This is a genomic window from Pseudarthrobacter sp. NPDC058119, assembly GCF_042884655.1.
Lineage (GTDB): Bacteria > Actinomycetota > Actinomycetes > Actinomycetales > Micrococcaceae > Arthrobacter.
In genome coordinates this window covers 155,667-175,950 of sequence record NZ_JBHVTN010000005.1, presented here as the reverse complement: position 1 = coordinate 175,950, position 20,284 = coordinate 155,667, and the positions used below count along the sequence as shown (strand labels likewise).

General features: G+C 66.7%; 17 protein-coding genes. 8 read left to right on the top strand and 9 right to left on the bottom strand.

The annotated features are described in order from the left end of the window. Positions 1-134: 134 nt before the first annotated feature. A complete protein-coding gene (locus ACFVTD_RS12605) occupies positions 135-1,646 on the bottom strand; it encodes a helix-turn-helix domain-containing protein (RefSeq protein ID WP_387563180.1) in 1,512 nt (503 codons plus the stop codon). Between the two features lie 149 nt (positions 1,647-1,795). On the opposite strand from ACFVTD_RS12605, the gene aceA reads away from it, so the two are divergent. Both aceA and aceB read left to right on the top strand, forming a co-directional pair. Beyond that, positions 1,796-3,112 carry an isocitrate lyase gene (aceA, locus tag ACFVTD_RS12600; protein ID WP_387563177.1) on the top strand — a complete coding sequence of 439 codons (1,317 nt, stop codon included), beginning with the start codon at positions 1,796-1,798 and terminating at the stop codon, positions 3,110-3,112. Between the two features lie 255 nt (positions 3,113-3,367). Then, the gene (gene aceB / locus ACFVTD_RS12595; RefSeq protein WP_387563174.1) at positions 3,368-5,020 is read left to right on the top strand and encodes a malate synthase A; all 1,653 of its coding nucleotides are present in this window, start codon (positions 3,368-3,370) and stop codon (positions 5,018-5,020) included. A gap of 187 nt (positions 5,021-5,207) precedes the next feature. Here aceB and ACFVTD_RS12590 read toward each other — a convergent pair whose 3' ends face one another. Continuing rightward, entirely contained in the window at positions 5,208-6,401 is a 1,194-nt protein-coding gene (locus ACFVTD_RS12590) for a CynX/NimT family MFS transporter (protein WP_387563171.1), read from the bottom strand. A gap of 146 nt (positions 6,402-6,547) precedes the next feature. On the opposite strand from ACFVTD_RS12590, the gene ACFVTD_RS12585 reads away from it, so the two are divergent. After that, entirely contained in the window at positions 6,548-7,507 is a 960-nt protein-coding gene (locus ACFVTD_RS12585; protein WP_387563168.1) for a D-2-hydroxyacid dehydrogenase family protein, read from the top strand. 16 nt (positions 7,508-7,523) lie between these two features. Continuing rightward, entirely contained in the window at positions 7,524-8,057 is a 534-nt protein-coding gene (locus tag ACFVTD_RS12580; protein WP_387563165.1) for a GNAT family N-acetyltransferase, read from the top strand. A 14-nt stretch (positions 8,058-8,071) separates the two neighbouring features. Here ACFVTD_RS12580 and ACFVTD_RS12575 read toward each other — a convergent pair whose 3' ends face one another. Together ACFVTD_RS12575 and ACFVTD_RS12570 are read right to left on the bottom strand one after the other, a co-directional pair. After that, positions 8,072-10,252, bottom strand: coding sequence for a glycogen debranching N-terminal domain-containing protein (locus ACFVTD_RS12575; protein WP_387563162.1), 2,181 nt, complete (start codon positions 10,250-10,252; stop codon positions 8,072-8,074). A gap of 58 nt (positions 10,253-10,310) precedes the next feature. Continuing rightward, a complete protein-coding gene (locus ACFVTD_RS12570) occupies positions 10,311-11,372 on the bottom strand; it encodes a glycosyltransferase family 4 protein (protein ID WP_387563159.1) in 1,062 nt (353 codons plus the stop codon). 217 nt (positions 11,373-11,589) lie between these two features. Between ACFVTD_RS12570 and ACFVTD_RS12565 the strand changes: the two genes are divergently transcribed. After that, positions 11,590-12,288: a DsbA family oxidoreductase gene (locus tag ACFVTD_RS12565; protein ID WP_387563157.1), complete on the top strand. Its 699-nt coding sequence runs from the start codon at positions 11,590-11,592 to the stop codon at positions 12,286-12,288. Positions 12,289-12,323: 35 nt separating this feature from the next. Next, positions 12,324-12,974 (top strand): TetR/AcrR family transcriptional regulator, encoded by a 651-nt coding sequence (locus ACFVTD_RS12560; protein ID WP_387563154.1) that lies wholly within the window; start codon positions 12,324-12,326, stop codon positions 12,972-12,974. Between the two features lie 15 nt (positions 12,975-12,989). Here the strand turns inward: ACFVTD_RS12560 and ACFVTD_RS12555 are convergent, their stop codons facing one another. Both ACFVTD_RS12555 and ACFVTD_RS12550 read right to left on the bottom strand, forming a co-directional pair. Next, on the bottom strand, positions 12,990-13,664 hold the full coding sequence (locus ACFVTD_RS12555; RefSeq protein WP_387563151.1) for a LytR C-terminal domain-containing protein: 675 nt from the start codon (positions 13,662-13,664) through the stop codon (positions 12,990-12,992). Then, positions 13,657-13,956 carry a type II toxin-antitoxin system VapB family antitoxin gene (locus ACFVTD_RS12550; RefSeq protein WP_200830628.1) on the bottom strand — a complete coding sequence of 100 codons (300 nt, stop codon included), beginning with the start codon at positions 13,954-13,956 and terminating at the stop codon, positions 13,657-13,659. Before ACFVTD_RS12550 ends, ACFVTD_RS12555 begins: the two co-directional genes overlap by 8 nt. Before the next feature lie 139 nt (positions 13,957-14,095). Between ACFVTD_RS12550 and ACFVTD_RS12545 the strand changes: the two genes are divergently transcribed. Further along, on the top strand, positions 14,096-15,025 hold the full coding sequence (locus tag ACFVTD_RS12545) for a hypothetical protein (RefSeq protein WP_387563148.1): 930 nt from the start codon (positions 14,096-14,098) through the stop codon (positions 15,023-15,025). Positions 15,026-15,100: 75 nt separating this feature from the next. Then, positions 15,101-16,738, top strand: coding sequence for a stealth family protein (locus tag ACFVTD_RS12540; RefSeq protein WP_387563145.1), 1,638 nt, complete (start codon positions 15,101-15,103; stop codon positions 16,736-16,738). 55 nt (positions 16,739-16,793) lie between these two features. Here the strand turns inward: ACFVTD_RS12540 and ACFVTD_RS12535 are convergent, their stop codons facing one another. From ACFVTD_RS12535 to ACFVTD_RS12525, 3 genes are all read right to left on the bottom strand, one after another. Beyond that, positions 16,794-17,723: a phosphodiesterase gene (locus ACFVTD_RS12535; RefSeq protein ID WP_387563142.1), complete on the bottom strand. Its 930-nt coding sequence runs from the start codon at positions 17,721-17,723 to the stop codon at positions 16,794-16,796. Positions 17,724-17,883: 160 nt separating this feature from the next. Further along, positions 17,884-18,396: a glutathione peroxidase gene (locus ACFVTD_RS12530; protein ID WP_387563139.1), complete on the bottom strand. Its 513-nt coding sequence runs from the start codon at positions 18,394-18,396 to the stop codon at positions 17,884-17,886. 54 nt (positions 18,397-18,450) lie between these two features. Further along, positions 18,451-20,142: a peptidoglycan DD-metalloendopeptidase family protein gene (locus ACFVTD_RS12525; RefSeq protein WP_387563136.1), complete on the bottom strand. Its 1,692-nt coding sequence runs from the start codon at positions 20,140-20,142 to the stop codon at positions 18,451-18,453. Positions 20,143-20,284: the final 142 nt, after the last annotated feature.

The following is a 20,284-nucleotide window of genomic DNA, read 5'->3' as shown; positions in this document are numbered from 1 at the left end:
CGCGCCATCACTTCTGGCGGCGTAAACCCAAACGCCCCATCACTCTCGTCAGGAAAGTGATGGAGCGTTTGGAGGAAAACGGCAGGATGTGATGGGGCGTTGGGAGGAAACGGGCAGGACGTGATGGGGCGTTCTTAGGAGCCGGAGTGCGCCTGCAGGAAGCTGTACACCTCGGTCTCGTCCACGCCGGGGAACGCGCCGGGAGGCATCGCGGCCAGCAGGTGTGAGTGCGCACGGGCGGACGGCCAGGCGTTGCCCGCCCACTGGTTGGTCAGTTCGGCAGGCGGCCGCTTGCAGCAGTTGGGATCCGGGCAGTTGGACCTGGCCCGGGCCGTCGTCTCCCGCCCGCGGAACCACTTCACATGCTGGTACGGCACCCCGATGCTGAGCGAGAACTCGCCGCTGGCAGACCGCTCGGTGCGGGCGGTGCACCAGTACGTGCCCGATGGCGTATCGGTGTACTGGCTGTAGGCACTGAACTTATCCGGCACATCGAACACGGCGCGGGAGGTCCAGGCCTTGCACGACGGCTGTCCCTCGATGGCGCCGGTGTGGTCCTGGGGGAAGTTCACGCCGTCGTTCTCATACGCCTTGTAGATGATGCCGCTCTGGTGGGTCTTCTGGAAATGCGTGGTGATGCCCAGGTGTTTGGTGGCCAGGTTGGTGAAGCGGTGCGCCGCTGTCTCATAGGACACGGCAAAGGCATCCCGGATGTCCTCCACCGCGATTTCCTTGGCAGCTTTGGCTTTTTGCAGAAATTCCACGGTGGCCTGTTCCGGGAGCAGCAGCGCGGCGGCGAAATAGTTGGTGGCCACCCGCTGGGCCAGGAAGTCGCCGTAGTTCTTGGGCGTCTCATGGCCCAGGACGTAGTGGCCCAGGGCCTGCAGCAGCACCGAGCGGGGGTCGTGGTCCTGCCGCTGGCTCTGCGTCAGGTAAATTTTGCGGTTCTTCAAATCCGTCACGGAACGGGTGGAATGCGGTAGATCCCCCACGTGGTGGAGGGTGAAACCGAGGTGCTCGGCGATGTCCGCGATGACGTGCTGGCTCAGCGGACCTGCGGTGTAGCCCACCTCCTTGAGGACCTTCTGCGCCTCTGCCTCGTACTCCGGGAAGTAGTTGCCGCGTTCCCGCATCATGGCCCGCAGTTCACCATTGGCGCGGCGGGCTTCTTCCGGGGTGGCCACCTGCTCGTTCATCTTCCGTTCCAGCTCATGCAGCAGCCCCACCTGGGCCTCCAGCACATCCAGCGGAAGCCGCGAACTGATGCGGATTTTGGGCAGGTCCAGCGATTCGTACAGCGGCCCGCGCTGGTAGCGCTCCAGCTCAATTTCCAGGGCGGCGCGGCGGCTGGGCGGTTCGGCCCCCAGCAGCTGGTCAATGCTTACGTTCAGCGCCGCTGCCAGATGCTGGAGCAGCGTCAGCTTGGGCTCGCGCTTGCCGTTCTCGATCAGGCTGAGCTGGCTGGGAGCGGTACCGACGGCGGCGCTCAAGTCATCGAGCGTGAGCCCGGCTTGCTTGCGGAGATGGCGGACGCGGCGGCCCAGCGCGATGACGTCAAGTTCCGCTGCGGCGGCTGAGGGTGGCTGGGAAACGTCCCTGTTCCAGCTTGAAGGCGACATTTCTGAAGAATACGTGAAGAAGTGCATTTCTTTCCATACTTTTTGTCTAGAAAGGGGGTTGAAAGTGCTGAAAAGTAGTTGTCACGGAAAGAAACACCGCACCGGATAAGCCGGTGGGAGCCTCAACGGCGCGGTTCCCACCTACTCCATCCGGAGCTCAATCAAGGAGATCAACGATGACTGCAGCATTTGAGCCCACCCAGCAGACGCCCGAAGAGCAGGCCGCCGCCCTGGAGCTCGAGTGGGCCGCCAACCCCCGCTGGGAAGGTGTGACCCGGGACTACTCAGCCTCCGACGTCGTCCGCCTCCGCGGCCGCGTCTCCGAGGAGCACACCCTGGCCCGGCGGGGCTCGGAGAAGCTGTGGAAGCAGCTCACCGAGGAGCACAAAACCGGCGGCTACACCAACGCCCTTGGCGCCCTCACCGGCAACCAGGCCGTGCAGCAGGTCAAGGCCGGGCTGCGCGCCATCTACCTCTCCGGCTGGCAGGTAGCAGCCGACGCCAATAACTCCGGCCACACCTACCCGGACCAGTCCCTCTACCCGGCCAACTCGGTCCCCACGGTTGTCCGCCGCATCAACAACGCCCTGCTCCGCGCAGACCAGATCGAATTCTCCGAAGGCATCCAGTCTGTCGAGGACTGGCTGGTCCCGATCGTCGCCGACGCCGAGGCCGGCTTCGGCGGCCCGCTCAACGCCTACGAGCTCATGAAGTCCATGATCCAGGCCGGCGCTTCAGGTGTTCACTGGGAAGACCAGCTCGCTTCGGAGAAGAAGTGCGGCCACCTCGGCGGCAAGGTCCTCATCCCCACCCAGCAGCACGTCCGCACCCTGAACGCCGCCCGCCTGGCAGCCGACGTCGCCGGCACCCCCACCGTCGTCATCGCCCGCACCGACGCCGAGGCAGCCACCCTGATTACCTCCGACGTCGACGAGCGCGACCAGGAATTCATCACCGGCGAGCGCACCGCCGAGGGCTTCTACAAGGTCCGCAACGGCATCGAACCCTGCATCGCCCGCGCCAAGGCCTACGCCCCGTACTCCGACCTCATCTGGATGGAGACAGGCACCCCTGACCTGGAGCTGGCCCGCAAGTTCGCCGAATCCGTCAAGGCCGAGTTCCCGGACCAGATGCTCTCCTACAACTGCTCGCCGTCCTTCAACTGGCGCAAGCACCTGGACGACGACACCATCGCCAAGTTCCAGCGCGAACTCGGCGCCATGGGCTTCACGTTCCAGTTCATCACCCTGGCCGGCTTCCACGCCCTGAACTACTCGATGTTCGACCTCGCCCACGGCTACGCCCGGGAAGGCATGAGCGCCTACGTCGAGCTGCAGGAGAAGGAATTCGCCTCCGAGTCCCGCGGCTACACCGCAACCAAGCACCAGCGCGAAGTCGGCACCGGCTACTTCGACACCATCTCCACGGCGCTCAACCCGAACGCCTCCACCCTGGCCTTGGTGGGATCCACCGAAGAGGGCCAGTTCCACTAATCCCCAGCCGCCCAAGGTGAGCCGTTCGCTTTGCTCACCGAAGAGGCACGACGGCGGCACTCGCCCAAGCGTGACCGTCGCGCGCCGTGAGGGGGAATCCGGAAGCGTGCGTAAAGGGGCCCTGTCTCCGGCGTCGACCGAGTTTTGCGAGGTCTTACGCCGGGGATGGGGATAGCACGCGGAGGATTTCCCTTCCCGGCCCCACCCAGGCAAGTCCCGCCGTCGAACTTCCCTTTCGTCTTTAAGGAGACTGAGATGAACAGCTTTACCGATAGCTTCACCATCAATGGCATCACCATGACCGCGCAGCCCATTTGCCGGCAGGACGAGGTACTGACCCCGGACGCCCTCTCCTTCATTGCGAAGCTGCACCGGGCCACCGCGGAGCGGCGCCAGGAACTGCTCCAGGCACGGCGCACCCGGCGGGCTGACATCGCCGCCGGAGCGGACCCGCGGTTCCTGCGGGAAACCGAACACATCCGCAACGACCCGTCCTGGCGCGTCGCTCCCCCAGCCCCGGGCCTGGAGGACCGCCGCGTCGAAATCACGGGCCCGGTGGACAAGAAGATGACCATCAACGCCCTGAACTCCGGTGCCAAGGTATGGCTGGCGGACATGGAAGACTCCTCCACCCCCACATGGCGCAACGTCATCAAGGGCCAGCTGAACCTCACCGACGCCCTGGAGCGCCGGATCGACTTCACCACCGAAGAAGGCAAGGAGTACAAGCTCCGCCCGGCCGGCGACCTGCCTACCATCGTGGTCCGTCCGCGCGGCTGGCACCTGCCGGAGAAGCACATGCTCATCGACGGCCAGCCCATCGCCGGCGGCATCGTGGACTTCGGCCTGTTCTTCTTCCACAACGCCCGCCGCCTGCTCGCCCAGGGCAAGGGCCCGTACTTCTACCTGCCCAAGATCGAAAACCACCTTGAAGCACGGCTGTGGAACGACATCTTCATCCTGGCGCAGGACCTGCTCGGCATCCCGCAGGGCACCATCCGCGCCACGGTGCTGATCGAAACCATCACCGCCGCCTTCGAGATGGAGGAGATCCTCTATGAACTGCGCGACCACGCGGCAGGCCTGAACGCCGGCCGCTGGGACTACATATTCTCGCTGATCAAGAACTTCCGCACCCGCGGCCCGCGCTTCGTCCTGCCGGACCGCGGCCAGGTGACCATGACCCAGCCCTTCATGCGCGCCTACACCGAACAGCTGGTCCGGGCCTGCCACAAGCGCGGCGCCATGGCCATCGGCGGCATGGCCGCAGCAGTTCCCAACCGCAAGGACCCCGAAGCCAACGCCAACGCTTTGGAGAAGGTCCGTGCAGACAAGACCCGCGAGGCCAACGACGGCTTTGACGGGTCCTGGGTGGCGCACCCGGACCTGGTGCCCGTGTGCCGCGAGGTGTTCGACGGCGTCCTGGGCACCAAGCCGAACCAGCTGGACCGGCTCCGCGAGGACGTCACACCGGACGACCGTGCCCTGATCGACGTGGCCGCCACCACCGGAACCATCACCGAGCAGGGTATCCGGAACAACATCGAGGTAGGCATCCGCTACATCGAATCCTGGCTCCGCGGCAACGGCGCAGTGGCCATCCACAACCTCATGGAGGACGCCGCCACCGCCGAGATCTCCCGGTCCCAGCTCTGGCAGTGGATCTACGCCCGGGCCATCACCGACCACGGCGAGATCATCAGCCACGAGTGGGTGGAGGAGCTGCTGGACGAGGAATTCGCCCGGCTGGAACGCTTCGACGGCGACCGGTTCGAGGACGCCCGCGACATCTTCGAGGAAGTCACGCTCAGCCCGGAGTTCCCTTCCTTCCTCACCCTCCCCGCCTACGCCCGCTACCTGACCGAGGCCCGCGAAAAGGCCACCGTCGAGGAGCTCGCCGCGGCCTAACCAAACCTCCGCTTGCCGGGCCGGCACGCCCTTCGCAACAGGCCCCCCGAAATCCGGGGCGCCGGCCCGGCGGCGGAACAACCCACACGCCCGCCCACTTTCGCAGGAAAGTGGGCGGGCGTTGCCGGCTTAAAGGCGCGAACTGGGCTGGCCGTCCCGGAGGAACGGACCACGGCGGCAGGTCGCCTCAGCGGCCCTTCGGCACCTTCCGCACAGACAGGGTGGTGCCGACGAAGAAGGCCAGCACCGAACCCAGGATGACCAGCAGGGCCGGCGTCCAGGATCCTGAGCTGTCGTGGACGAATCCCACCAGCGGCGGGGCCACCGCCGCGAGGCAGTAGCCCAGCCCCTGGACAGTGGCAGACATCCGGCCGGCAGCGGCCTGGTCCCTGGCCAGCTTGATGACGGCGATGAAGATCAGCGTGATGCCGCCGCCCTGCGCGATGCCGCCGGACGTGGACCACAGCCACCATAGGTTCGGCAGGAAAAGCAGCCCCACCGGAACGGCAAGCCACAACGCACCCAGGGTGACCGCCACCGCCGTCGTACTCATGTATTTGGCCGCGAAAGGCACTCCGAGGCCGCCCACGATGGCCAGGATCTGGAAGATCGAGGATGCGGCGCCGGCCTGCGCGGCGTTCATGCCGAGTTCGTCGTGGAGGTAGCTGGGCAGCCATGCCGTGACGCCGTAGTAGGAGAAGGCCTGGCCCCCGAAGCCCGCGGTGAGCCCCACCGTTATCCAGCCGGAACGGCTCACGGGTGCCCGAGGCGAGTCCACGCCGTCCTCGCCGGAGACCATGAACGCGGTGCGGGGACCGACGGCCAGCACCCACACCACCACCGCAGCCACGGCCAATACAGCCACCGCGGCCAGGGCCAGCCGCCACCCCGTCAGTGCCGCCAGCGGGGCCATCGCCACCGACGTCAGGAAGGACCCGATGTTCAGGGCCGCGGTGTAGATCCCCATCGCGGTCCCCTGCCGCCGCGGGGCGAAATCCCGGCGGATGATCAGCGGCACCGCAATGTTGCCCACGGTAATGGCCACGCCAATGACCACCGTGCCCGCCACCACCAGTGCAGGCCCTCCCGCGGAGCGGAGCAGCACGCCGGCCAGCACCCCCACGATGGTCAGCGTCACCGCGAACTCCGCGACGAACTTCCGCGCCGCCAGGGACGCCAGCGGAGCCGCGAGCGAAAAGCACAGCACCGGAATGCTGGTCAGCAGCCCCAGCATGACCGGTGAAAAGTGCAGTTCCGCCTGCATGAGGTCCACCAGGGGTGCAACGGAAACGATGGGGCCGCGGAGGTTCAGGGCCAGCAGGCCGATGCAGGCCAGCAGGACCCAGCTTTTCGGGACGCGGGACAGGGAGGGGCCGCTCACAGGGGCAAAATCGGGATTGGGCGTGAATTCATCACTCCCATTGCTATCACGCTCCTGCGTTGCCGGGGCTCCAGGCGCCCTGGGGTCCGGCCCCTGCCATACGATAAGCGTGACCCCAGGACGTAGGACACTGCGAAGGACACCCGATGACGCACCGCCTTGCCATCCTCGATGACTACCAGGACGTGGCCCACGGCTTCGCCGATTTCGCGGCCTTGGAGTCGGCGGGGGTTACCGTGACCGCCTACCGTGAACCCTTCACGTCCCGGGATGCCCTGGTTTCGGCGTTGGCGGACACCACCATGGTGATCGCCATGCGCGAGCGAACTGCGTTCCCCCGGGAAGTCTTCGAGAAGCTGCCGACGCTGGAGCTGCTGGTCACCACCGGAATGGCAAACGCCGCGATCGACGTGGCGGCCGCCGCCGAGCACGGGGTGACGGTCTGCGGAACACCCGGCTCACCCACGGCCGCACCGGAACTCACCTGGGCCCTCCTGCTGGCCATTGCCCGGCACCTTCCCGCTGAGGAGAATTCGCTCCGGGCAGGTACCTGGCAGTCAACGGTGGGCGTCGAACTTGCCGGGAAGACCCTGGGCATCGTGGGCCTGGGCAAGATCGGCCGGCGGATTGCCGCCTACGGCCGGGCGTTCGGGATGGACGTGGTGGCCTGGAGCCAGAACCTCACCGCAGGGTCCGCCGCGGAAGCCGGCGCCCGGCTGGTCTCCAAGGAGGAACTCTTTACCCTGGCCGACGTCGCAACGCTCCACCTGCGGCTCTCCCCGCGGTCGGAGAACACCGTGGGTGAAGCCGAGCTGAAGCTGCTGGGCCCCGAAGGCCTCCTGGTCAACACCGCCCGCGGCCCCCTGGTGGACCAGGAGGCGCTCATCAAGGCATTGAACGAAGGGTGGATCCGCGGCGCCGCCCTGGACGTCTTCGACCAGGAACCCCTGCAGGCCGGGCACCCGCTTCTGGCCGCGCCGAACACGGTGCTTTCCCCGCACTTGGGCTACGTCACCCAGGAAAGCTACCGGCAGTTCTACGGCGGCGCCCTGGAGGACATCACCGCCTGGCTTGCCGGCTCCCCCATCCGAACCATCACCCCCTGACCCGGAGGGACACCGCATGACCCACACCATCCGCAAGGCAACAGCGGACGACGCCGGCCCGCTCGCCGAACTGGCGGCCGTCACCTTTCCGCTGGCCTGCCCGCCGTCGTCCTCACCTGCCGACATTGCCGCCCACCTGGCCAGCACGCTCAGCGAGGAACACTTCACGGGCTACCTCGAGGACCCGGACGTCACCATCCTGGTCATCGACGCCGACGGGCGGCTTACCGGCTACAGCCTCCTGGTGGACAGGCCGGCCGCGGACCCGGACGTGGCCTCGGCACTGGAACTGACGCCATCCGTCGAAATCAGCAAGTGCTACGTCCACCCCGATTATCACGGGCTGGGCGCGGCTGCTGAACTGATGCACGCCAGCCTCCAGGCGGCGGCAGCATCCGGCGGCACCGGAGCCTGGCTGGGCGTGAACAGCCAGAACGCCCGTGCCATCCGGTTCTACGAAAAGTCCGGTTTCCGCAAGGTGGGCACCAAGTCCTTCCGGCTGGGCAGCACCGTGGAGCACGACTTCGTGCTGGAGCGCCCCCTGCCCTGACCGGCCGGACTGCCTTACGCCTTCGGTTGGTTTACTCCCTGGCCTGCAGTGCTGCCGGCAAATCCGTTGGGCGGGTAGGCCAGCGGCGGCCGCGGCTCCGGCAGGAACCTGAGTCCGGGCGGGAGCCCCTCGATGCCGCCCTTGGTCCCCGTGGCGGTAATGGTGACGCGGCTGGTGTCCAGCAGCACGTTCTCCGCCCGGAATGTCCCCACCACTTCCGGCAGGATCGGGGCCAGGTGCACCACACCGCGGGTAAAGACCGGATCGAACCGCAGCAGGATCCGTGCCAGCTGGACCGGCGCCGCCGCAGCCCACGCCTGCGGCGAGCAGGCCGTGGGGTAGGGCACCGGGCTGGAGAACTCGCCCCGGTCAAAACCGCAGAACAGTTCGGGAAGCCGGCCGTTGAAATGGGCGGCCGCATCGAAGATTCCAAGGGCCACCTGCTTGGCTTCGTCCACGAATCCGTAGCGCATCAGGCCGGTGGCCACCAGCGCCGTATCGTGCGGCCAGACGGAGCCGTTGTGGTAGCTCACCGGGTTGTAGGCGCCCATGTCGGAGGCCAGCGTGCGGATGCCCCAGCCCGTGAACATCTGCGGCGACATCAGGTGTTCCATGACGGAGGCGGCTTTGTCCTCATCCACGATGCCGGTCCACAGGCAGTGGCCGATGTTGGAGGTCAGGGCGTCGACAGGCCGCTTGTCCTTGTCCAGCGCCACGGCAAAGTACCCCTTGTCCGGGAGCCAGAACTTTTTGTTGAATTCCTCCTTGAATGCCGCGGCCTTGTCCGCCCAGTGCAGTTCCAGGGCCGCGTCGCCGTTCCAGTGGGCCAGCAAGGACCTGCCCAGGTAGGCCGCGTAGACGTAGGCCTGGACCTCGCACAGGGCGATCGGGGCTTCGGCGATGGTGCCGTCGGCGAAATTGATCCCGTCCCAGGAGTCCTTCCAGCCCTGGTTGACCAGGCCATGGTCATTGGCGCGGAGGTATTCGACAAACCCGTCGCCGTCCCGGTCACCATACTTCTCGATCCATTCCAGGGCGCGGTCGGCGTGCGCCAGGAGCGGCTGGATCTTGTCCCGGGAAAGCCCCCAGCGGCTCAACTCGCCCAGGACCGCCACGAAGAGCGGTGTGGCGTCCGCCGTGCCGTAGTAGGCGCTTCCGCCCAGGGACAGGCCCGCCGTCACGCCCAGCCGAACCTCGTGCGGGATCCGGCCCGGTTCCTCCTCCGAGTCCGGGTCCACCTTCTTTCCCTGGATTCCGGCGAGGGTCTGGAGCGTTCCCAGGGCCAGGTTCGGGTTGACCATCAGGCTCATGTAGGAGGTCAACAGTGAGTCCCGCCCGAAAAGTGCCATGAACCACGGTGCCCCCGCGGCTACGGCTGCGCGCTCCGGGTGGTGGGCGTCGAAGATCCGCAGGGCGCCCAGGTCGATTTGGCTCCGGTTCAGCAGGTCCTGGAGGCTGGCGTCCTGGATGCTGATCCGGGGAACTCCTTCCTCCCAGGCCAGGTGCCGCTGTACACCTTCCCGGTGGTGTGGCAGTTGCCCTTCCTTGAAGGGCTTTTCGGGGGCCTCGCCGTTCACCAGCGGCACCACGATCACGCTGGCGGCCCATTTGCCCCGGGCCGGCACGGTGACACGGAAGCGCAGGCCTTCGGTGGTGACTTCCGCGCCCCGGGCCCCGATGGCGGAGCCCCGCTGCTGGCCATGGCGCTCCGCCTCGATGATCAGCCGGCCCTCGGACACTGACCTGGTGGTGTCATCTGCTCCCGTGGTGCGTCCGCCCTTGACGTCGAACAAGTCTGCCTGGTCGGCGTCGACCAGCAGTTCGATCTCGCACTCCACCGGCTCGGCTGCATAGTTTTCCAGCGAGATATCGTCCTGCAGGCCGGGACCGATGTGCCGGACCTGGCGGACCACCAGCGGGCTGTCGAACCTGCCGCCTGGCCACTTTGCCCGGCCCACGAAGGTGGCCTCGAACGGCTGTGGCCGTTGGGCGGAGAGCGGTTCGCGCGGGGACCCGTTGATCCTCAGCATCCAGCGCGAAACGATCCGCGTGTCCTGGTAGAAGACTCCGTTCGTGCCTGCCTCAGGGTTGATGTCCCCGGTGGCGGAGGAAATACAGAAGGAGGAGCCCTCCAGTACGGTGACCGAGCCCGATTCCGAGCCGGCCGCCTCGATGTCTTCGTTCCAAGCGGTCATGGAAAAGACTCCTTCTGTTGCGGAAGCTGCCCCGGGGATCGGGGAAGCGTTTCTGCCCCTATCGATTCTGGTGCAACCGGGTACCGTGTGGAACCCCCGGAGGCGTCCTCCCTTCAATGAGGTCGCCGTAGAGTTCCAGGTGCTCGGCCACCATCCGTTCGGCACTGAACCTCTCCACCACCGCCCGGCGGCACTCCGCCCTGTCCAGGCCCGCGGCTGCCTGAACCAGGCCGGCCAGTTCAGCCGTCTCTCCCAGGAAACCCGTGCGTCCGTGCCTGACGATCTCCGGTGCGGATCCGATCCGGGTGCCGACGACGGGCGTGCCGGTGGCCAGGGCCTCGATCATCACCAGCCCGAACGGCTCGGACCACTGGATGGGGTTCAGGAAGGCCAGCGCCTCCCCCATCAGCCGGTACTTCGCGGCATCGTCCACCTCGCCCACGAAGTCCTCGTTCGGGCCGAGCTTGGGTTCAATGACATCCCGGAAGTAATGCACCTCTTCCGGATCCCGCATCTTGACGGCGATCTTCAGGTGCAGGCCGGCCTCCCGTGCGATGGCTATCGCCTCCAAGAGTCCCTTATCGGGTGAGGACCGGCCCACGAAGCACAGGTAGCCGCCGCTTCCGGACCCTACCGGCACTGCCGAGAGATCCATGCCGTGGTGGATCACGCGGGTCACCGGGACGTCGGGGGCGTGCGAGGCTTGGTCCCTGGAAATGGCGATGACGGCACCCTTCCGCGCCACAGCCCGGTAGATGTCCGCCGCCTGGGCATGGAGGGGACCGTGAATGGTAGTGGCCACCGGCACACCGGCCGGCCGGTGCAAATACAGGGGCCCCGCGAGGGTGTGGTCGTGGATGATGTCCACGTCCTGGAGCCCCTCGTAAGCCCTGGCCACGTGGCTGAGCTCGGAAAGGGTGGTCCCAAGTCCGCCGTAATCCGTGGGCCGCATCCCGGGGACGATTTGGACCGGGCAGGTGCTGTCCGCGGGTGCGGCCAGCAGCACCTCGTGCCCGGCTGCCGCGAAGCCCCTTGCGAGTGTGTCCACCACGCGTTCGGTTCCACCGTATGTTGCGGGCGGGACCGGAATCCACGGCCCGGTGACAAGTCCAATCCGCATTCCTGGCCTCCCAGGTTTGACAGGCCGGGCTCCCCAGCTGGCCGGGCGCTCTCCCACCGGCGGGTTGTTTCCATCGGTGTTTTGAGCTTCGAAAGGCCTACTGCTTGACCTCTGCTCCGACTATTCCGCAGTAACGGTCCGGCCACAAGACCCGCCGTGTGGGGCATCTCATAGCGGTCCCCGGAATGGTGGCTGGGGTCTTCAGGTTGTGCAGGTCATGAAGATTGAGATCTGGTCAGATGTTGCCTGCCCGTGGTGTTTCATCGGCAAGCGCCGGTTTGAGGCTGCCCTGGCGGCGTTCCCCCACCGCGACGCTGTAGACGTGGTGTGGCGCAGCTACCAGCTGGATCCCACGCTTCCCGAGCACTATGACGGAACCGAACTGGAGTACCTGAGCAGCCGCAAGGGCATGCCCGCCCAGCAGGTGTCGCAGATGTTCGACCATGTGGCCCAGCAGGCGAGGGGCGAGGGCCTTGACTACCGGTTCGACCAGGTGGTGGTGGCCAACAGCTTCACCGCCCACCGCCTGATCCACCTGGCAGCAGCCCATGGCAGCCAGGACGCGGCCAAGGAGCGCCTCCTCAGCGACCACTTCGAGCATGGCAAGGACATCGGAAGCCGGGAGTACCTGACGTCTCTGGGCAGCGACCTCGGCCTGCCGGCCGGCGAGGTGGAGGAACTTTTCACCACGGACAAGTACGCGGACGAGGTCCGGTTCGACTTCCAGGAGGCCCGGAGCCTGGGCATCAGCGGGGTCCCGTTCTTCGTGATCGACCGCAAGTTCGGGTTGTCCGGCGCCCAGCCTACCGAGACGTTCACCGCCGCCCTCACCCAGGCGTGGCAGGACGCCAACCCCTTGGTCCTGGTCAATTCCACGGACGCCGAGGCCTGCGGACCCGATGGGTGTGCGGTTTAGCACCTTTTACTGACACATCGCTGTAAAGTGTCTATATGCCAAGGATTTCAGCGGCGAGCAATGCCGAACAACGCGCAGACACCCAGCGACGTATCCTCACCGCTTTCGGCGAGCTCCTCTTCACCCACGGCCTGCCGGGCCTGACCATGACCGACGTGGCCCGGCATGCCGGCATCGGCAGGACCGCGGTCTATAACTACTACGCGGACATCGAAGAGCTGCTGATCTCCTACGCGCTGGATGAGACGGAGAAGTTCCTTTCCGACCTGCGCGAGTCGCTGGACCGCCTCGAGAACCCGGTGGAGCGGCTGGCCCTGTACGTCCGCGCCCAGGTGGTTGACCTCAGCCGCCGCCACCTCCCGCCGGGACCTGCCATGGGGGCTGTGCTGTCGCCGTCGTCCTTTGCCAAACTCTCCGACCATGTGGGCGAGCTCAGCGTCCTGCTGCAGGGCATCCTGCGGGACGGCATGGAGCAGGGGTACCTGCCTGTGGCCGACGTGGGCCAGCAGTCGCAGCTGATCCTGGGCACCCTGTCCTCCAGCGCGGCGCGGGGCAGCGACGAGCCGGCTGAGCTGGAGGCGCGCGTGGCCCGGACCGTGCGGTTTATCCAGTTGGGTGCCGGTGCACGGTTCGACGACGCCGGGCGGCCCGTTCGCGTGGCCCAGCTTCCGGCGGTGGCCGGCTGAGCCTGGCGGCTGGGGTCAGGGCGTCGGAGCGGCGCCAGGCATGACGGGCAGCTTGTCCGTGTCCGCGGTGCGCCGGTTTTCCCTCGGGCAGCTGAGCTTTCCGGGTGTCTGGTCCACCAGGTCCGCGGGGGCAAGGGCCTTGTAGTCCTGCGACAGGATCACGTCCACGCTGGCATCGGTCCTGCCGTCCTGGAAGTAGTCCGAGCCGGGCACATGGCGCTGCACCGTGAACGCCGCTGCCTGTCCCGCCGCACCCGACACGACGGCGGCCACGCCCCGGTAGCCGGCGTTGACGTTCGACACGTTCCCCACTACGAACTTCCGCGCGAGGAATTCGTCCGCCACGGACCGGGCAAGGCCTGGCCGGCTGGTGGAGTTGTAGACGTTGAGGTTGATCTTCTCCGCTGGCAGGTAGTCGTAGGTCGAAGCCGGGCAGGATGACACCGGGGTTGGAGCGGGCTCCGCGGAGGGCAACTTCAGCCGGCCGTTAATGATGGCCAGCGCAAGGATGACGCCGGCGGCGATCACGCCGATCAGCAGGACCAGCACCACCCCGTGCAGGACGCGGCGGCGTACGCGGGCGGTTTCGTCGGCGTCCCTGGCCGCTTCCATGGCGGCGCGCAGTTCGGGGCCCGTAACAACGTGGTGGCCGTGAAGGACTGCGGGATCCTTGACCCGGTTCCTAGCCATCGAGTACCAGGACCCTGGCGTGGATTGCGGTGCGCTGGTGCAGGGCGGTCCGGACCGCCCGGTGCAGCCCGTCCTCCAGGTACAGGGTCCCCTGGTACTGCACCACGTGCGGGAACAGGTCGCCGAAGAAGGTTGAGTCCTCCGCCAGCAGCGCCTCCAGGTCCAGGGTGCGCTTGGTGGTCACCAGTTCGTCCAGCCGGACGGGCCGCGGCGGCAGCGACGCCCACTGCTTGGGGGTGTTGAAACCATGGTCGGGGTAAGGGCGGCCCTCGCCCACAGCTTTGAATATCACCATGCAACAGTAGGCACCGCACTGCGCCAGCGAAAGTGGCAGGGCTGGCCGGTGCCAGGTTGTAGCCAAACAGTGACAATGCGCCACGCGCGGCCGGTGCCGGGCGCAGCCTGTGCCCCTGTTTTGAGACAATAGGACCATGACAGCCACCGAGGCCCCCGCCGTATCCGTGCCCGGAACCAGCCAGCCGGCGGCGCCGCCACTGGCCCTCCTGCTGGACGTGGACGGGCCGGTGGCCAGCCCGGTGACACGTGACGTCAAGCCCGGCATCATCCTTGACCTGGTGGCCCTCGCGGCCGCGGGCATCCCCGTCATCTTCAATACCGGACGTTCCGACGCCTTCATCCGCGAACAGGTCATGGGTCCCATGATCGCGGCCGGCATCCCGGCGGGAACCGTCATCCACGCCGTCTGCGAGAAGGGCGCGGTCTGGTTCAGCTACACCTCGGCCGGACCGGGCCCCGTCCACGTGGACCGGGAGCTCGCCGTGCCGGCCGCCTATGGCGACGACATCCGCAGGCTGGTGGCGGAGGACTACGCCGCCCACATGTTTTTTGACGAGACCAAGCGCGCCATGGTGTCCGTGGAGCAGCACATCAACGTGCCCAGCGCCGACTACCTGGCCGAGCAGAAACTGTTCGACGCGGAGGCCATGGAACTCATGGCACGGCACGGGTTGGGTGTTGTCCGGCTCGACCACCACGCACCGAATTCCGACGACGAGGTGGACTACCGGGTGGATCCCACCATCATTTCCACGGACATTGAGTCGGTCCGGCTGGGGAAGGACCTGGGCGCCAGCCGCGCGGTGGAGCTCCTCGCCGCGCAGGGCATTACGCCCCAGGCGTGGCGGACCGTGGGCGATTCCCGCACCGATTACGCCATGGCGGACTGGCTGCACCACAACGACCATTCCGTGAAGCACGTCGACGTGCGCCCGGCGGACGGCATACCAAGCAAGCCGTATCCGGTGCTGACGGCAGCGGACCTGGGGCTGGCGGAAACAGTGATCCACGACGACGCCGGTGGAGCCTTCCTGCGCGCCTGGCGGGACGCGCTGGGCGCCTGAGCCGCTGCCGGGCGGACAGCGGGCCACCGGCCGCCACTGTGCCACGAAACCTTCCGTTGCCCGGGCAGGACTATCATGCAGGTAAGAATGCCCACTTCCACCAGCACGGAGACAACCATTACAGAAGCACCGGTCCAGGACGAGGTTTACTACGGCGCCCAAGCGTCCGTGGAAGAACAATTTCACGCCGAAATCACATCGGCCGCGGCTGAGCAACGCCTCAAGCACCGCCCCGACGTCATTTGGCACAAGGGCCGCTACGCCCTGATCAACGACACCAGGACCCCCTACCAGGCCATGGTGGAAGACCTGCTGTTCCTGCGCAACGTACTGGCCGGCGCCGGCCTTTCGTACCTCCTGGTCCGCGGCAACAACGACCGGCCCGTGGTGGCCCTGGACTGGAAGGACCGGAAGAAGCTGCGGGCCGCCCTGGTGGATGCCTGCCGGGACGAACCTTTCTATTCCATGACCGTGGACGCCAAGAAGAAGACTTCCGTCCTGGTGGCGGACGGAGAGCTCTCGCCCAACCGGCAGGGCCGCATCTTCCGCCTGTACCGGCCGCGGGTGGAACCGGTGGGCGGCTTTGAGTTCGGCGCTTCAGCCGGCGTGCAGATCGAGTTGTGGGCCTTTGAGGGCGAGCAGCTGATCCTCCCCATCGAAAATTCGCTGACCCGCCGGACGCTGCTGCGCCAGGACGCGGTCCGCGGCACCGTGGAGCGGTATGGCCACACCTGGCCGACCATCGAGAACATGTTCGCCGACCACGCCAGCGACATCAGCTTCGACATCGACATCGTGTTCTCCTGGGTGGACGGCAGCTCTCCCGAATACATCGCGGCCCGCCGCGCCCAGCAAAAGGGACACATCCTGGGCGAGGGCGATGACCACGAGGCACGGTTCCGGCAGATCAACGAGCTCAAGTACGCCCTGCGTTCCGTGTACATGTTTGCGCCGTGGATCCGCCGTATCTTCATCGCCACGGACTCCCCGGCGCCCGCCTGGCTCGCAGACCACCCGGCCGTCACGATCGTCCGCAGCGAGGAGTTCTTCTCTGACCCCTCGGTGCTGCCCACCCACAACTCACAGGCCGTGGAGTGCCAGTTGCACAACATCGAGGGGCTGTCCGAGCACTTCCTCTACTCCAACGACGACATGTTCTTCGGCCGCCCGGTAGGCCCGGACATGTTCTTCACCCCCGGAGGCATCACCAAGTTCATCGAGGCTGAAACCAGGATCGGCCTGGGCGAGAACGACGCAGAACGCAGCGGGTTCGAAAACGCCGCCCGGGTCAACCGCAAGCTCCTGTGGAACCGGTTTGGCCGGATCACCACCCGCCACCTGGAGCACACGGCCGCACCGCTGCGGCGCAGCGTCGTGGACCAGATGGAGGAGGAGTTCCCGGAAGAGTTCCGCAAGACCGCTGCCAGCCGCTTCCGGGCAGCGGACAACATCTCAGTGACCAACTCCTTCTACCACTACTACGCCCTGCTGACGGGCCGCGCCGTCACCCAGACGGCGGCCAAGGTGCGCTACGTGGACACCACGATGCGCTCCGGCCTGAAGTACCTGCCCAAGCTGCTGGCCAAGCGGAACATGGATTTCTTCTGCCTGAACGACGGCAGCTTTCCTGAGGTCAGCGCCGATGAGCGGGCCGAAGTGGTAACGGACTTCCTGGAACGCTACTTCCCCATCAAGGCGCCCTGGGAAAAGTAGGCGGCGCGCGTTGCTCCGCCGGGCCTGGTAGCCGGGCCCGGCGGAGCAACCCGTATTAGCGTGGGCCGGGTGCGCCGATTCTGGTGCCGGCGCGCTGTTTGGTGGTCTCCGGAATCCGGACGCCGGCCGCCTGCAGCCGCCGGGCCGTCTCTTCAGGGGAGACATACTCGCCCACGGTGGGCGCAGTGCCCATGGGCACCACGGAGTGGACGATGGTGTGTTCGTAGACGTGCACCAGGTTGAAGGCCTGGCCGCCGTCCTGGCCACGGGTTCCACCCACAGGTACGTTCAGGTCCTGGGTGTAGCAGGAGGCCGAAGCGACCGAGACGGGCACGCCCGCAAAGCTCGCCGTGGTGGAGTAGTGCAGGTGGCCGGCCAGGATGGTGCGGACATCAGAATTGCGCACCACCGCTGCGAGCGACGCCTGGTCGCGCAGTTCCACGAGTACCGAAAGGTCCAGCACCGACGGCACCGGAGGGTGGTGCATCGCAAGGATCGTGCCGTCCGGAGCAGGGGTTTCGAGCTGGCGGCCCAGCCATTCCAGCTGCGCCGGGCTCAGTTCGCCGTGGTGGAACCCGGGCACAGTGGTGTCCAGGGTGATGACCCGCAGGCCATTGATGAAATAACTGTGGTCCACCGGTTCGTCACTGCCGGGCTGGTCCAGCAGGCCCCGGCGGAAGTTGGCGCGGTCGTCATGGTTTCCCATGGCCCAAATGACCTGGGCCCCGAGTTCCTTGCAGGCCGGCTCAACGATGGCCCGCAGCTTTACATAGGCCTCGGCGTCACCTTTGTCGGCAAGGTCACCGGTAAAGATGACAGCCTCGGGCCGGGCCCCCGACGCTTTGACCTCGTCGAACAGCTGGGCAAGCCTGGCTTCGCTGTCGACGATTCCGTAGAGGGGTTCCGGACCTCCCAACAGGTGGGGATCGCTCAGGTGGAGTAGGAAGTGGCGTGGCCGGGGGTGTTCGGCCTCGATGTGCTCCATTGCTACCTCTATGGTCGGTGGGAAGCCGTTCTTCCCTTGTACCCTTCAGTAATATTTATCCAATCAGACATTTGGCAAACATGGGGTAAATCGCCGTGGCTGATGTGGAAAAAGTTAAAAGAACTGCGCATTTGCCGGCCGGATTCGGCCCATCGCCCGTTTATCCGAGCGCCTGTTCGATGGCGTTGGTGACCTCCTCCGAGTCTGGCTCCACGGTGGGCGCGAACCTGGCCACCACATCCCCCTCGCGGTTGACCAGGAACTTCTCGAAATTCCATTTCACCAGCCCTGGCAGCAATCCTGTCTTGAACTTGGTGAGCTCGGAATAGAGCAGGTGCTGGTTCCGGCCGCGGACCTCTGCCTTGGCTGTCAGGGTGAAGGTGACCCCGAAGTTCCGTTCGCAGAAGTCAGCGATGTCGCTGTCGCTTCCCGGTTCCTGCCCCGCGAACTGGTTGCAGGGGACGCCCAGGACCTCGAACCCGCGGTCGCGGAACCTCCCGTACAGCCCCTCCAGCGCGGCGTACTGTCGCGTGAAGCCGCAGTTTGAGGCCACGTTGACCACCAAAACCACCTTCCCTTTGAACTGGCCGAAGTGTGTCCTGGTGCCGTCATTCAGGATCAGCGGGATGGGATAGAGGGGTCGCGGGCTGCGCGACAGCAGGAAATTGCTCATGGAGGGAATTCGGTGCCGGCGCCGGGCCGTACGGGTCCGGAGGAAGAAGTTTTCCTAGGGCGGGGGTGCCGTGGGGGATGGCTCGATCAGGGTGGGAGTTGGCGCGGGGGCAGGTTCCGCCGGTGGAACGGTGGGTTCGGGTTCAGGCGCGGCAGTGGTGGGCGCAGGGGCGGGCACGGGGTCAACCGGCGCCGGCGCGGGGGCAGGTTCGACGGCGACTGGCGCAGGAACGGGCTCAATGGTGACCGGCGCAGGCGCAGGGGCAGGTTCGATAGGTGCCGGCTCCACGGGGGCGGGTTCGGGCTGGGCGGGCGACGGCGGCAGGCTTACGGGATCAGTTGGCGCGGGTTCCGTCGGAGCCGGGTCCGTGGGCGCGGGTTCGGCCGGTTCGGTCGGCGACGGGCTTACTGGATCAGTTGGTGCTGGTTCGGTCGGCGACGGGCTTACTGGATCGGTTGGTGCCGGTTCGGTCGGAGCCGGGTCCGTGGGCGACGGGCTTACTGGATCAGTTGGTGCCGGGTCCGTCGGCGACGGCGATGGGCTTACTGGATCAGTCGGTGCCGGGTCCGTCGGCGACGGCGACGGGCTTGCCGGGTCAGACGGCGCAGGTTCCGTCGGCGAGGTTGGCGACGGTGACGCGCTGGCCGGGTCGGACGGTGGCGGCGCGGCACTGTCCGACGGTTCAGGAGTTGGCGGGGCCGTCGTCGTCAATTGCACATCGGGTGGCGGCAGCACAACGCCCGTGGGCTGGGACGGCGAGGGCGCCGGCGCCGGCCCCGGCACCGGAAGCGGCGGGAAGGGGGAAGCCTGCTGCCCGGCTGCAGGGAGCCCATCCCCCGGGTCCACCTGGAGGGGAATGGTCCAGCTGATGCGGCCACCGGACAACCCCGTGCCCGGCGCATAGGAAACCATGTCAGCGGGGGCCGCCTGGTTCACCGCCCTGAGCTGGAGGAAGGTCCATCGCAGGGGGTTGGTGTAGCGGCCGTTCAGGACTGCTTCAAAATGGAGGTGGCAGCCGGTGGACCATCCGGTGGTTCCCACGCGGGCAATGACCTGCCCCACCCGCACCTGGTCACCGGTGTTTACGCCGATCGATTCCAGATGGTTGTACGTAGTGATGAGCCCGTCGCCGTGGTCGATTTCTATCCTGTTGCCGCCTCCCCAGGGGTGCCAGCCGGCTGCCCGCACAACACCGGAATCAGCAGCGTATACCGGTGTTCCGCACGGCGCGGCGTAATCCTGGCCCAAGTGGAAGTCCCCTGCCGACCCGCTGATAGGACTCACTCGGAATCCGAACGGCGAACTCGGGTTCAGGAGCTGGAGAGGTGCCATCAGGAATCCGGCCAACGGCCTGCCCGCACCCGCAGGGCCAACTGTCAGGGCGGCCGCGGCGCCTGGGTCAGCTCCGCCGATCGCCGTGTGCGGGAACGCCAACGTGGCCTGTGGGCTGGAAAGGATGGCGGATTGCAGGGGCGCGGCACCGGTCTGGCCTGCCGCGGACGGAGCTGTTCCGCTGTCCGATGCCAGGCCGTTGACGGTTCCAAAAACCCCGTCCATGGCAGCCACGGCGGCGGTTCCTGATTCTGAAACCGACCGTGCAAGCTGCGGCGGCCCGGCGGAGCCGGCAGAAAGGTTCACGGCATAAACGGATGCCGCCAGGACACCGGCAGCGGCGACGGCACGGGCCACGGGGGGAAGGCTGTGCTGGTCCGGCTTGCGGTTGCCGGGCACGGAATTCTTACCCAATTTACTGACTCCAGGACGTGGCCTGCCGCGCGTTGTCTCGACGGTATGTCCCATGGGACCACAGGACCGCAGGGGTGGAAACCCCAAAGCTGGACTATGCGGGTTTTTTGTGGGCCTTTAGGGGGTGGGGACCGCGCATCAC